The 15,207-nt window shown below is 37.2% G+C and carries 9 protein-coding genes; 4 read left to right on the plus strand and 5 right to left on the minus strand.

The window, feature by feature from the left end:
• Positions 1–177: 177 nt before the first annotated feature.
• Complete coding sequence (locus AC1DYB_RS20825; RefSeq protein ID WP_477437678.1) at positions 178–4,629, minus strand: PQQ-dependent sugar dehydrogenase; 4,452 nt, start codon at positions 4,627–4,629, stop codon at positions 178–180.
• Positions 4,630–4,700: 71 nt separating this feature from the next.
• Entirely contained in the window at positions 4,701–5,471 is a 771-nt protein-coding gene (locus AC1DYB_RS20830; protein WP_477437680.1) for a hypothetical protein, read from the minus strand.
• A gap of 502 nt (positions 5,472–5,973) precedes the next feature.
• On the opposite strand from AC1DYB_RS20830, the gene AC1DYB_RS20835 reads away from it, so the two are divergent.
• The 4 genes from AC1DYB_RS20835 to AC1DYB_RS20850 all read left to right on the plus strand — a co-directional run bounded on the left by AC1DYB_RS20835 (position 5,974) and on the right by AC1DYB_RS20850 (position 9,888).
• Positions 5,974–6,510: a UpxY family transcription antiterminator gene (locus tag AC1DYB_RS20835; RefSeq protein ID WP_295718852.1), complete on the plus strand. Its 537-nt coding sequence runs from the start codon at positions 5,974–5,976 to the stop codon at positions 6,508–6,510.
• Positions 6,511–6,585: 75 nt separating this feature from the next.
• Complete coding sequence (locus tag AC1DYB_RS20840; RefSeq protein WP_295718854.1) at positions 6,586–6,981, plus strand: hypothetical protein; 396 nt, start codon at positions 6,586–6,588, stop codon at positions 6,979–6,981.
• A 161-nt stretch (positions 6,982–7,142) separates the two neighbouring features.
• Complete coding sequence (locus AC1DYB_RS20845) at positions 7,143–7,538, plus strand: response regulator (protein WP_295718857.1); 396 nt, start codon at positions 7,143–7,145, stop codon at positions 7,536–7,538.
• 226 nt (positions 7,539–7,764) lie between these two features.
• Positions 7,765–9,888: a T9SS type B sorting domain-containing protein gene (locus AC1DYB_RS20850; protein ID WP_477437683.1), complete on the plus strand. Its 2,124-nt coding sequence runs from the start codon at positions 7,765–7,767 to the stop codon at positions 9,886–9,888.
• 77 nt (positions 9,889–9,965) lie between these two features.
• Here the strand turns inward: AC1DYB_RS20850 and AC1DYB_RS20855 are convergent, their stop codons facing one another.
• The 3 genes from AC1DYB_RS20855 to AC1DYB_RS20865 form a co-directional block, all read right to left on the minus strand.
• Positions 9,966–10,754 carry a helix-turn-helix domain-containing protein gene (locus tag AC1DYB_RS20855; protein ID WP_477437685.1) on the minus strand — a complete coding sequence of 263 codons (789 nt, stop codon included), beginning with the start codon at positions 10,752–10,754 and terminating at the stop codon, positions 9,966–9,968.
• A 423-nt stretch (positions 10,755–11,177) separates the two neighbouring features.
• Positions 11,178–11,774: a hypothetical protein gene (locus AC1DYB_RS20860; RefSeq protein WP_477437687.1), complete on the minus strand. Its 597-nt coding sequence runs from the start codon at positions 11,772–11,774 to the stop codon at positions 11,178–11,180.
• Positions 11,775–12,105: 331 nt separating this feature from the next.
• Positions 12,106–15,207 (minus strand): malectin domain-containing carbohydrate-binding protein (locus AC1DYB_RS20865; RefSeq protein WP_477437689.1); only part of this gene is annotated, 3,102 nt, incomplete at its 5' end.

The raw sequence follows: 15,207 nt of genomic DNA on the forward strand, positions 1-15,207 counted from the left end.
GATTTAAAATGCTGACTTATTTAAAACCAAAACAATTGTTGGCTTATTAAAAAATGTCAAAATATTATCGGGAAGTATTGAACCGGATTTTTGCAAACTCCTGCAAAGTCTGTATAATTATTTGATGGAAGTAATTAATTTACTTCCATCAAATAGTTAACTGATAGGGTTATCAACTTAATTTTGGATTATAAGTTTAGCTTCTTTAGAACTGGTAGCATTTACAGCCCTTACAATAAAATAGGCTGTACCTAATACTTTGGGTAATTGTATTGTGGTGTTACAATTTCCCTGTAAATCAGTAGTAACGTCCATTGATCTAAGTTTAACACCCATGATATTAAATAACGAAATATTTACCTTCTCTAACTTTCTGTAGTTTGCCAGTTGAACGTGAGCCCAATCTCCAACATTAGGGTTAGGATAAACTTTCAATGTACTTTCAGCTTTATTTTTTTTAAGGTTTGCACTATCTGATGAAGAATTTGAAATTGACTGTGGTTGTAATGACAAGTCAACTTCTTTAACAGTATCTTCAACGCTGGTTACCCTAAGCTTTACAGCTTTTTCTAAAGCTGTATTTATAGGCGCACGAACAGTAAAGTTTAGCGTGGTATTTTTCTTCATCACTAAAAGGCTATCCTTTGTAGGTAAAGCTATTCCTTCGATATTATAATTTGACGCATCGTTTCCGCTTAACTTAATATCCTTTATTTTCAAATCTCCATCGCCCTTATTAGCAACCGATATATCATAATTTTTATAGGCTATTAACCCTTGTACATCAGGCGCCGGACTTGAAAATACACTCAAAAGGCCAGCTGGAGCCGTTGGGGTATCGTTTACCTTTAATAGTGTAATTTGTGTAACAAGGCTAGGATTTACGTTCCAATTATATTCAATTACATATAAATTCCCATTCAGGGTATCTTCAACCAAATTAATTGGATTAGCAAAGCCCGACATGCCAATTAAACCGTAATTTCCTGATCCGGGTGTAACTTTAACAATATCATATATGTGATCATTGTCATCTGCCGAATTTATAGATGATACCTTTACTAATGAGCCAGGTTCCATTACCATTATATCTCCACCGCCACTGAAACGGCAAACCAGAATTTTGTTTTTCAAAGCCCCGTTAAATGTGTTGCTTCTATATTCAAGAACTCCATTTGGCGAATGGTTTAAGCCGAAATTATAAGCCGCACCCCTGTAATCTGCATCTGGTAGAATGCTTGTTGAATAAAGCGGGTTATCTATGTTACCCCTGTTTTCAACATACTGACCTCTTAAAGGATTCGGATGACCGAAATATCCAACGTTTTTTAATGGATTTACCCTGAACAACCAATCAAATTGCACCTGTACGTCAGTAGTTGCAGGTACAACCTGTCCGTTATAGAAATCCCCGTTTGGCCTGCGGGTACCGGCAACGGATGCAGGCGAATTTCCGCCTCCGCCCGAACCATTTGTAGGTATATATAATTGCCCGTTACTGTGCCAAAGTAAGTCATAGGCATTTCTAACGCCGGAAGCATAAATCGTTACCGGTGAATTTGAGCTATAAGGGTTGTAAGTACCATCGCTCATCTGTATTGAATTTGCCGGGGCGGCATTAATAACACTTAATGATGACGAAGTTTGAACATTTAAAGGCAAGGTAACCGTATTCATTCTCGCCATATCTATGCGTAGGATTGTTCCTGAGAGCAGGCTTTCATCACGCTGCCAATCACTGTCATACGCTCCAGCAGAACTATTACTACCCTGCGACAAATACATTGCACCATCTGGGCCAAATTGAAGGCTATTGGCCATATGATCACGTGTTGAGCGCGGAAGCCTGGTGATAAAAAGCAATTCATTTTCCAGATTGCTACCACTCAGTTGGGAAATATTGCAATCAAACAACGGTGAATTGATTAATCCGGGTGAGCAATGGGTAACATAGCAAATAAGATTATTTGCAGTTGAGGCAGGACTAAAAACTAAGCCAATTGCAGATCTTGTGCCATATTTGGTATTTAAAGTGGTAATAATTTGTTGATTACTTAAGGTTCCATCGGTATGGTTAACTGAATAGCGCTCAATTGCTCCATCGAGTCGCAAAGCATAAAACATGCCGTCCGGACCGAAACGCACAGTGGTATATTTTTTATTTTGGGTGCCCTGCACCAGGCTTTTAGTAAATTTTGCATTTAAAACACTGATTGTCAAATCAGTATTTGCAGAATCGGTAGTAAATGTTGATGTGAAAGGAGTAAAGGCAGCGCCACTATATGATTTTACACCATTAGTAATACTAAACCTGTAAGTTGTATTTGTTTCGAGCGCCGTTTTAGGCGAAAAGCTTATAGCATCTCCTCCGCCTGTTCCTTGTACTACGCCCGCTACTTCGGTGGCTACATTATCTATAACTTTGAATAATTTTACTGTAGTTGAACTGATTGTACTGTTATCTACCCCTCCTTTAAACCCGGCTACAGCAGGAACAAACAAATGATTGGCAGCAACACTTACTGTGCTTGGATTTACTTTAGTTGCGGCATTGGCTGGCGAAGATGAAACCACATACGGGCCGTTGCCGTCAACAACCCGTAAATAAATATTAGTATATGAACTTGAGTAACCACTGCTTGATGCTTTAACTGCCGCGCTATAAGCACCTACAGGTAGTGAATAAGCAGTAGCGTAGTTAAGCACAATTACAGGCGTAACACCAGGTTGTGATGAAGCAAAACTCAGCCACCCCCCGGTACCTGTGTTATAGGTTGCTGCAATTGCATAGGTAAGCGACTTATTATCGGAATTGCCGGCCTGCAATGAGATTGTGTTGGGGCCACTGTTTCCTTTAATAACCAGGAGATTTATGGTATTGTTGGACCATCCTATAAAAGGAGCTATACTTACAGGAGTAATTCTGGCGTAGTTAATTTTAGTATTTGTGCCTCCGTCGGCCGTTATAGTTATATGTTCATCTGTAACTGGGACCCTCACCGTAGCCTGTTTAAATCTGGTTGATGAGCCGGGTAGCCCGCTTGGCACAAAACCTGTTATGGCACTCACACCCTCTACTTTTAAATTATCACTTTCAGGATTGCCATCTCCTACGCCATCGCCGGCCGATACATTTACATCATAAGTTCCATTTGGCACCTTAATTTCCCAATAGCATTGCGTTTTTGAACCAGGAAACGTTCCACTAACGTTGTTAGCTTGCATGTATATTAATGTAGAAAGTGTGATATCTTCCGGCTCATTTCTATTAAAACCATTTGATGTTATATTAAATGGCGTGGCATCTGTCTTTCTTCGCCAACCATACTGCAGGCCAGATAATTGATAAGGTGCGGTTCTAAAAGCATACGCCTGCCCAAAATCCCGAACCCAGTTATTGGGTGGTATTGTTGCTGCATTTTGAAAATTCACGTACGTTGAATTAAGCGATATACCATCCACCACAATTAATCTAAAACCAAGAGTGTCTGATTCATAACCAGTTGCGCTTGCTATAAGCGCCCCTTTATAAGTTCCCGGCGCTAAATCAGAACTGATATTGGCTCCACCAAATGAAATGGTGCCTAATACAGCCGGAGGTACAGTTAGCCATGGGGCAGTTATTGATCTGAATGTAACCGCTGGAGATCCCATACCAGATGATAAAACAACTGATTGGGATTTAAGTGCTCCTCCTTTATAAAAAGTATAAGACAGGCTGTCTGCTGAGAATTTTAAGGTAGCCGAAGGAACTATCGGAACATCTTTTTTTACACTAAAGTCATCAAAAGTGTAGGTAACAGGGCTTGCGGCGTTACGATGCGTAGCGTATATAGCTGCATAAGTTGCAGCTCCGGTTACGCCCATGCCGTTAATCTTTATGTTTGAATTTGGATAGGCAGCGCCGGTACTCAAATAAGTGCTTCCGCCGTCTGTGGAATAAAAACCTTCCGCAGTTTGCGTTGCAGAATCTATTGTTAATCTCAATCTTACTGTGTTGGTATTTAGGTTTACTATAACCGGTGTTATTCTTTGATCGGGATTACCGGCGCCTATAACGCTACTGCTTAAATCGTTAAACTCTCTTCTAAGCTCCACTTTATTTCCGCTTATATCCAGCTTAATAAATGTATGGTCATTTAAACCAAACCAAATTCCGGCTTGTTGTGATTGTGCCGCGTTTATTGGATTGACAATGGAAACCTCTATATTAATTTTCCCACTTTGTAAAACCTTTACCCCTAAAATATTTATTTGATTATTGTTAGTCAAAAAGTCAATGCCCTTGTTTGTTACAAAAATCAAACGGCCCTGTGTTACGCTGATTTTTGAAGGCTCATATCCGGGAGCATCAGCTACTGATGGAACGCCATCAACGGCCAAACGTGTGCCGGAATATGGCAGTGCCATGGTAAAACCGGTACCAATATTAGCTTTATCGACTAAAGTGCCTGTAACACCAGCGTTAAAAGACAAAGAATATGGCAAAGAAACCTGAATAGCAGAGCAGGGTAAGGTACTATAAGGAGGACAAGTATTGGCTGTAGAATCAATAGTGATGTTGTTTGCTAAAACAACTGTGCTCTGTAATATTATATTCAATAGCAAAAATAAAATACATCTTTTCATGGCTTTTGATATAAATTAAACAAATAGAACTTCAATTACTTTCTATTACTATCCCGACGTGTTGTATTTGGCTAATAATCTTTAATTTCCAATGTTTTTAGGTTAACTACCAATTGGGCTGATTTTTCAATTAACTTAAGATTTAATACTTCATTGCTCATCAAACAAACAGACAAAAGAGGTACAGAAAAAAAGCAGTATTTAATACAATTCAATATATCCTTGGTCAAGAGCGTTTTTACAACTAAATACTTTTCCTGAATTAACGTTCCAATTTCCTGGTCGTTAAAAACTACTTTCTTAAAGCCATTTACATCAACTACAAACTGTGTGCTGAAATACCTATCTATATCATCAGTATCTATGGTTGATGTCTCAAATAAATCGGTTATATCATACCAATATAAATACATGTTAATCTCCATACCAATGCTGAGGTACCATTTTATAACTCCGCTGTTTTTTGTAAATGCATCCAAATACAACATATCAACGTCATTCCTTTCATTCTTTATAATATTCAGTGCTCTGTAAAAAATCCGCGAGCCAATATTATAATGTGAAAAATGATGATTGACAATGATGTTGCGTAGATAAACAACGTTTTTTTCCACTTCTAAAAGAACAAAGCCCGTAAGATCATTTGACAAATAATCACTTACATAAAAAACATACACATCCGGCCGCTCAATCATCCCACACAAGTAGCGTTTATAGTTAGGATCCCTATATATAAAAAAAACTGACAATGCGTTGCTATATGCATTTTTAAGCACATTACATATCTTATCAATAATTGGATCATCAAGATCCGTCAGGCGGATAAATTGCATGGTGCGCATGCTTTGCGATATAAATATTAATTATAGCGAAGCTCTTTCGCTTACATGATCATAAACTATCAGCCCCGTCTCTAAATGATAGATGTTAAAATTCATACAATAATAAAGTATTATCTATTTATTAAAATAACATCCGACGTTTTGTGTGTAATTACGAGAAATACCGAGCAAAAGCTGCCAATATGAATTAAATCATATTCTATTTTTTTGACACCATAATTTCAAAGATTCTGAAAAATTAAAGAAGATCCTTCAACTTTAACTTCTTTAAGAAAAAATTTCTCATAGGTAATCAAAATTTCACAAAACGATATACATAATCCTAAACACCAATTTAATCAAGGGGATTATCTTTAAATTGAAAATAATTTCAATAGGGAAAATATTACAACCAGTATCTATTGTCATAACATTTAATTAATTATTTAACTCGCAAAAAAGCAGGAATATGTAAAAATAGAAGTGATCCAAACGCAAAAACATAACTCTCAAATATAAATTTATGGCACATTTTACACAAACAGAAAAAGAAATCAGTGATTTCAACAATTCCAGATGGAATGTAGTTTACACCAAATCCAGATGGGAAAAGAAAGTTGATAAACTCCTCAAAATGCAGAACATCAATTCGTTCTGTCCAACTATCAAAACTAAACATCGCTGGGTCGACAGAATTAAAACTGTCGAGCTACCCTTGTTCAAATCTTACCTATTTGTTAAGGCAAATCCAAAGGATCTGCTCAAGGTTAGGCAAACAATGGGGGTTGTGAACTTTGTTCATCACTGTGGCAAGCCTGCATCAATTAACAACACAGAGATTGAACGCATAAAGACACTTGTTGAAAGTTACGATAACGTTGAAGCGGTAGGCCTTCCCCGGATTAGGGTTGGCGACACGATAAAAATACAAGATGGTGTACTATTAGACTGGCAGGGTGAAGTACTTAAAATTCAAGGAAAATCCGTTGTAATGTTAATGAAAGAACTCAATTGCGCCTTAGTTATCAATACTGATGAAACAACGCTGAGCTTCGTGTAACTAATGCTGTATGCGGAATTGCAAAAGAGGAAAACATTTTAATTACTTATTAACCTGGCATTAAAGGAAAATACCATGGACAAACATTATGGACAAACCGTAGAGGCGGTGATTAGAAAAAAAGGCTATAGCATAAGTGAAATCGCTCATCTTGCTCACGTCAATCGAAGGTCAGTATATAATTGGTTTAACCAAAAATACTTGAAAACTGAAATTATTTTCAGTTTAGGTCTTTTATTAAAACACGATTTTTCAGTCGAATTTCCAGATTTATTTACTAAAAAAGATTTTCAGGAGATTTATAATTATCAGGAGCCAAATCCTGACGACCTGATTTTAAAAGATACAATAACACATCATGTGTGGAAAAATCGGTATATAGAATTACTTGAGCAATATAATCAACTGAAATTAACCCATCCCCATATAAGCGAATACTTAGAACGCAAAAAATTAGGACTAGATGGTTAAACAAGAAAACAGCATCAAAAAAGAGCCCACAATTTTTGTTTATGAGGTAAGCTGTGCATGATTAATAATTTAAGTGAATAATTGATCATGTACAGAATTACTCGGCTTGGTTTTAAATCCGCGTTCTACTTATTGAAAATTTCGAGTATTTAATTAAGACAATGGCTAAAGTTTTTTTGATAGATGATAATCCACTGGAGCATTTTATTGCAGATAGAATGCTTAATAAGTATGCCCGACCGTTAGAAATTTTACATAGCGTTGATGCTCGCTTAGCGCTGGATTTTTTGAAAGAACACAGCCAGGATATAGTTGCCTTGCCCGATTTAATCTTGTTAGACTTAAATATGCCTCATTTTAGCGGAGGGGATTTTTTAAAAAGTTTCACGTTAGTTGAAAATCAACTCATCAAACATGTAGACATTTTTATACTAACATCATCTATTAGTAACAGTGATAGAAACTTCTGCAAAAAGTTTCCCTTCGTTAAATCTTATTTCGTTAAACCTATAACTCAGCATATTATTCAGCAAATTTTTTCATCTCAGGCCCTCTGACCCCCTCTCTCTGCAAATGAAGATGTGAATGTAGCCGATATAAGCAGAATGACCAATTATTAAATACCGAGTTTTTTCAAAAACGAATGATATGTCTAAATATATTTATATTAAGACTCTTTTTCTGTTGATATTGTTTTTTTTTAATGTAAAATATTTGTCGGCAAAGAAGAGAATAATAATTTCATATAACAATCCGGATGAAATTTTATGCACCCCTTCTAAGATGCTATGCCCCGGAGGAAGCGTTCAATTAACGCTATCCACAGATCAAAGTAATGCCCAAATAGTGTGGTTTTTAAACGGGGTCACTATTCAAGCCGCCAACCAACCTACTTATACTGCAACATCAGTTGGCTCATATAGTGCTACCGCGACATTTGGGGGCAACACTGTAGTTTTCCCCAAAGTTGATATACTAAAAAGTGATACCCCGGTGGCAAGTTTCACCCATTCTGCTGACGGGAAATGTGCAACCTCACCTATCCGGTTCACCTCTACTTCAACGGGTACAAATTTGAAATATACCTGGGATTTTGGCGACCCCAATTCTCAAAAAAGCAACACTTCAAACCTCGAAAATCCAAGCCACTTATTTATCGGGAGCCATGGCAATGGCACACAGGTATACACAGTGAAATTAACGGTAACAAATGAAGCAGGATGCGCCACAAGTGTTGCAAAAACAACAATAAAACTAAACCAAACGCCCAGCACAAGTTTAAGCGCAAATGGGTTGACTTTTTATAACGGAGCTCCTTATTTTGTTAGCTGTGCAACAACCCCTTCATCATTTAAGTTTATAAATAAATCCGGCACATCAAACCTCAGCTATCGAATTGCCTGGGGCGATAAATCGACTGATTTTGTAAGTAAAACATTTCAAAGTGTTACACATATTTATTTGCCGGGCTTTTACACAATGTTTTTTAGTGTTACGGGCCTTAAAGGCTGCGTAAATACGCAAACATACTATGTATATGTTGGCATCAGTCCACAAATATCCGTTGAAAAACAGGCTGATAAAGTGTGCGTTCATCAACCAATGGTGATAAATATTAAAAATCTAACACCGGCTGCTACAAGTTATAAAGTTACCTATGGCGATGGCGTTGTTAAAAACTATTCAAAAGCTGTTGACACGATTATGCACACTTTTGAAAATAGTTCTCAAAATCAAACGGCAGTTACCAGCCAGGGCACATTCAATAATGCTTATACAGTAGTCATCGAAGCTTCAAATCCATGTGGTAAGGTATCCATTGATACTGGTCCCATTTTCGTAATTGATTTGCCCCAAAAACCGGTAGTTACTTCGCACATTAATATTTGTTTAAATACTGGCGCAGCGCCTTTAACAGCTACGCCTGCAAACGGTAATAATCTTACATGGTACACCGATGCAACATTAAAAAATAAATATAGCCAGGCACCTTCTCCCCCTACCAACATTGCACAAGCAATTACCTATTATGTGTCGCAAACAAACCCAACAGGATGCGAAAGCGATGTTGCGGAAATAATCGTGAACATTCTGCCTCTTATAGAAAACAATACAATTGGTACTGATCAAATTCTTTGTTTTGGAGACACTCCGTTGAAAATATTAGCTACTGAAGCCTTAAAAGGTGGAAATGGCCAGTTTGAATATCAATGGCAAATATCTACAGACAATGGCAGAACCTGGAGTAGCAATATAACTAATAATACCACATCCGATTATTTTCCAAACGGCCTCCCTGGAAATCAACGGTACAGGCGATTGGTTTCAAGCGGCTCCTGTACAAGCATTTCCAACGAAGTTACCATTGATATTGAACCTGAGATTGTCAATTATAATCTCCTTGGTAAAGACCAGGTTATCTTGCCGGATGATTCGCCTGCACTTATAAAAGGAGGGTATCCATCAGGAGGCAGTAATGAATATAAATTTACATGGGATGAGTCAACCGACAACTTAAACTGGAAACCTATACCTAATAATACAGAGGTAGATTTCCAACCTCCAAAAAGCGCCGTGAACATGTATTACAGGCGCATTACAACAAGCGGGCGCTGTATGGTTGTGTCGGCACCGGTTAAAGTTTTTGTCAAAAGTTCCATTTTTATACCTACGGCTTTCACTCCCAATGGAGATGGCGTTAATGACAAATGGACAATTAAAGGATTCGAGTACGACTCCAAATTCCGGGTCAAAGTTTATAACAGATACGGTGAAATGATAGTGAATTCAAAAAGCTCAACCTGGGATGGCCTCTATAATGGTAAACAGTTACAATCAGGAGTTTATTATTACATTTTAACTGCAGACAAAGTAAATTTAAGCGGATATGTAACAATTATTCTGTAGCTAAATTGGGTGCCAGCTTATATTGCATACTTAGTTGACGTTTTACGAAAGCATATATAAGTAAGTATTAATGATGGCTAAAACTTTAACAGCTTACATTCAAATATCATCATGAATATTGCTAAAATTGAAAGTAAATCAAGTTTCAAATCAATCGATTTGTTTTTAAAGCGGTTATAGCATGACGTAAAATTATAAGGATTTGAAAAATTGAAGATCGTAGCAAGTTCTCCAATTCGATACCTTTTTTCTTTTAAATATTGCTCTGCTACATCCATTTGAAGTTTCCTGAAATAAATAAACGGGCTTACGCCATAAGCAACTTTGAAATCCCGTTTTAATTTGGAAGCCGACATGAAATGAATTTCAGCAATATGAGAAAGGCCTGGAAATTTGGATAGTAATATTGATTTCAGATATTCTGCTACTCTTTCAATTTGTGGATCAATAACCGATATTTCTTCGTAAGATTGACCTGACGAACTCGATTTTACAATCGAGTTATTAAATTGATTAATTGCCATCATTAAATCAGGATCATGCAAATTTATTTCTGGTTTTTCAAAAATCTGCAGATAAAAACCTACAGGCAAATTGTCTTTCCAATCCGGGTAGTAAGTAATAATGCATAGACGGAGATTTGTAAAACTATCAGAAAGGTTTTGTTCAAAAACCCTTGGATTGCCACTTAGCACTGAGGTTAAATGTGGCAAATGACTATTATAAAGCGGTCCTAATAACTCGCTCAATGTTAATGTGCCTATTTTTTCTTTATCGGAAATATTAAATTGTCTTAAAAACTTTAAAGATGCATATCTTAAAACTTCGTCATTATCCCAATATGATACCATAACAATTTTTATCATTAAATCTTATTAACCGTGTTCGTGCCAAAAATGACAGACACCGTTACATCATAGTTTAAACCTTTGTTTTGAATATAAATTAAAATATTAATTTACAACAAAAAAGGCAACTTAAAATCTGGGAGACAAGTTTTTTTCACAACTTCTACAGTTAAATTCAAAATTGTAAAGTTTGTGTAAAGGGGGGTAAAACGGCTATAAAGATAAAATATAGCCCTCAATTATTTAAAAAGCGGGTTTTGTTTTATTGTTAACGAAGATATTCAATAGTAAATTGTGAAAATGTGTAAAGTAGAGCTTTACACATTTTCACAGTTTACTATGTCTGTTTGTATATTATTAATGATCGGTAGACAATTGAGAAAGCTGTAATCGGGATTTTTTAGAGTTTTTTATTTTAATCCAAACTTTGCTTTTTCTTTTTTATGACACTCTTTTAAAATTAGACTGATCCCAGATTTGAACTGTTTGCAAATTTATGTCATGATTATCTTCAAAATCATTTAAAAAATAGGCAAGTTGTTTAGTTTTAAACTCGGCCCAGTAATCAATAAACAGATATGCACTTTTGTTTGCTATCAGCAGATCATCCAGTGCAAACGTTTGTGTCTGATCCTGTTGATTAATTACTTCCGAAAAATCTTCAAAAAATTTAAAATTTTCCATCAAGGAAATAAAGTCTATTTGTATTGCAATACGTTCTTCCAATTTCAAACGAGGAATTTCGATTACTCCGAAACCAGCAGAGATCTTTGACACTTTGTCTGTGAGTTTTGCAATATCTTCACCTGTATAACCTCGACTGTTCCCCTCATTTTCAATTACCGTTAGCAGGTTGGCATCATCTTCATTGACTACGAAAAGCTCATTTTGCTGATAGTCATAATAATACTTTTCTGTAAAATATGTTTGCGGAACGCTAACGGCATTCATTAGCCATTGATTAACAGTGTTGGTCATATAAAAAAATGATTTATAGTGAAGTCCATTCGCTTCATCAACTAAAATTGGTGTTTCCATTTAAATTAAATTAATACAAAAAAGTAAAAAATCGCCATAAAATACCTAATCGTTTAATTTACTTGCAATTATACGATAGCTTAATTAAGTATACGTGAAGATTTATGAGAATGTTATGAAAAAACGATATAAAAGTGAATATCAACTAAGGCTTATAAGAATTTAATCTGCGCCTCAAAAGCACTATTCCCACTTGAGTTAATAGCTTAAAATGGCTTTAAGGAATTTTTGAGAGATGCTTTAAAAGTAAATACCCATCAATTAATAATTGACAGGTATTTACAAATGTTTTTTTACTTCAAAAGTAAAACATTATGGTTGGAGAATAATTTTATTGAACGAGCAGTTTTGAAGATAAATTTCCCGCTGCGCTGCGTGCATTTATGATATAAACCCCCTTGGTTAAAGTATTATTAAGGTTAACCAAAATATTGGCATTTCCTGACTCATTGGTAGTGAACGTTTTTGTTTGGAGTAAACGACCCGACATCGTGGTAATCAATAATGTTACCTCTTCGTTTTTTGAAAAGCTGCTTGCATTCAAATTAAAAACACTACCCAAATTTGGATTTGGATAAACAATAATCTTCCTTTTCTCCTTATCGCTTTCTGTTACGAGAGAACTACTGGTTGATTGAAGAGATGTTGAAGCAAACGAACTTACCGGCTGTACTTGAAATATTTCTACTGCTGCAATTCCGACACGATTAGCTGTTGGGTCAAATTTCATATTCATCACCCCATCTGTTACCGTTACAGGAATATCCTTTACTAATGCTGCCCTGTAACCAACTTGGGCATAAATATCAAAATTGGTTAAAACAACCTTGTTTTCAATAACCGTATTAAACACCCTGGTGCCAGGAACGGTCCAATAGTTTTCAACAAAATGGAGTCTTACAAAATAATCTCCATTAGTTACTGGTATGTCATATCTGGTTTCTGCAAGTTCTGCAGCTGCAGATAAATAAGTTTGATATAAACTATCTATATCTGTACCCAAAACAGTCGTTTTTGTTACCTGTGCATCAAGTTTAACCGAACCTGCTCTGTAGTTTTTATCTGCTTCATAGGTGTTACCCGCTAATGTTAGCGGCACATCCGAGCCACTTTTTATCCTTTTGATGACATTAACCGTTGATGTGATTGTGTTACCTATTCCATAAAGCGGGATACGAAGCGGAGATGATGCGCTGTTGTAATTTACCAACAAAGCCGCATTTTTAATGCCAACTGTAGCAGGATTAAATTTAACAGTTAAGGTGGTAGTTGTCTGCACCGCTAGAGTTGCCGTTTTTAGGGCACTCACGGAAAATTCGGCATTATCGGGCCCTACGATTTGGACACTCTTCAATGTAATCGGCGAGTCATTGCTGCCGTCGGGATAGCTGATCCCTGAATTTTTTATGGTTAAGGTATAGGAAATGGAGCTGCCTGTTTTCGCAGGATCAAAACTTATCATTTTTTTAGGAAGTGGCACCAAATCGGCATAGTGCAGCGACCCTGAATCCGGCTTTATGTTTTCTAAATAATAAATATTGTCCTGGTAGTCATAGTTGGTGAATGCCGTACCTAAATAATCGCAATCAAAAAAATACGCATTTGGAATAATATTCCCATTCCCATCCATAGCTTTCAAAATTCGCATCCCTATCAATCCATTATAATTTTGTGTTCTATCTGTTGATGAAGAACCTACCTTAAATCCAAAAGATCCGGTTGGATTAAAAGTATTAGTGGCTGGGGCTGATGTACTGCCGTAAAGCCGGGGAATTACAGACTGGCCATCCAAATTATTATGCGTAAAAATCATAGTAGAAGCCGTTGATCCCTTTTTAAAATATCTTATGGATTCTGTTGCCGAACAACATCCGTGATATGCAGCAACCTGCCGAACGGTTACCGGTCGGCTTGCATCCGCCCTCACAAAATAAGAGGCTACTACCTCACTTGAATTTGGCACGCGGGCAGAACCATCTATATTTCCATCATCATGACCGTACCCTGTTATTGAGGTGAAGCCGGCGGCCGTTAGCAACTGTTGGGCGTAGGGTTCGTTAACTCCCTCTCCCTCAAGTTGCGAAACGCCTGTTAATTTAACACTTTTAATAGGGGCAATACTATCATTGCTGGTTATAGCCAACGTATCATTAAATACCTTTAAACGTGAGCCAGCGTCTTTACTTATAAATTGAATTGTTACGTCGGTATAAGCTTCGGAATTTATATTAAAGGGCACCTTTGCTAAGGTGTCGCTTCCTACAGAAGCTACCTTCCATGCAGTCGGGTTGCTGAGCGCCAGTTTTGTTACCGTAAGTTTAGCAGCTCCTTTGTTATTTATCCTAAGCTTTATTTTATCATGATTAGCGTTGTAAGGAGTTGTATCGGGACTAACACGCCTCCAGGGTGTTTGAATCTTTGAAAACAGCAAACGATCATCGGCCGGAAATCCATCAGGGTTCTTCAACACCATATACGTTGCCGGCGGTTTAATTACCACAAACCGGAAAGTTGTGGCTGTGGTTATCGTTGTGTTATTATTGGCATCAACTGCTTTGGCCACAATGCTATAATTTCCAACTGTATTTATAATGACTGGAACTGTATAATTAACGTATGGAGCATTATTTAATGAATACTTCAAGGAATCCATGCCCGCTCCTCCACTATCTGTACCCGTTAATAAAACCTGTACCTGATCAACGTATACTCCGGGAGAGCTAAGTGTACCCGCAAGCCTTATACTTGCTGTGGGCGCTATGGCATCTGTAACAGGATCTGCCGGAGCAATCGTTACAAAATTTATTTTACTGTTAACACCGCCATTAGCATCAATAGTGAGTTTACCATCGGTAACTGTTACCACTCCTATGGCTATTTTATGTTTGGCCGATGCCGAGGTGATTAAGTCTGCTATAACCGGTAATCCTTCTGCGTTTATCTGCGTATCACTGTCATAATAACCTTCATCACCCGCTCCTATTGTTACCCGGTAAGTACCATTCACCACAGCACACTCCCAGGTTCCGGGTAGCTGTCCCTTATCGCTGGCCTGTATCTGAACAACACCTAATAATCGCTTTTCACTCGTACCTGTACGGATACGTATGTTCGCGGTCATATCCTGCGGAGCTTTTGTTGAAGGGTTTATCCATCCAAAACCACGCGCATCGGTATAAGCAAAACCATTATCAGCTGTGTAACCTGTAGGTGCAGTGGATGTAGATGGCACACACGCGATAGCTTTATGGGTTCCTGTTGATTGAGCCACAATAGTAAAAGGACTCGACTTGGTCACAACCTGGTTAGTATGGGCATCACCCGATTTAACTGAAATATTGGAATTACCCGGAGCTGTGAGGATAAACGGAACTGTATAATGAACATACGCACCATTATTCACTGCATATTTCAAGGAATCCATGCCTGCTCC

This window comes from Mucilaginibacter sp. P2_A4, from assembly GCF_056405015.1.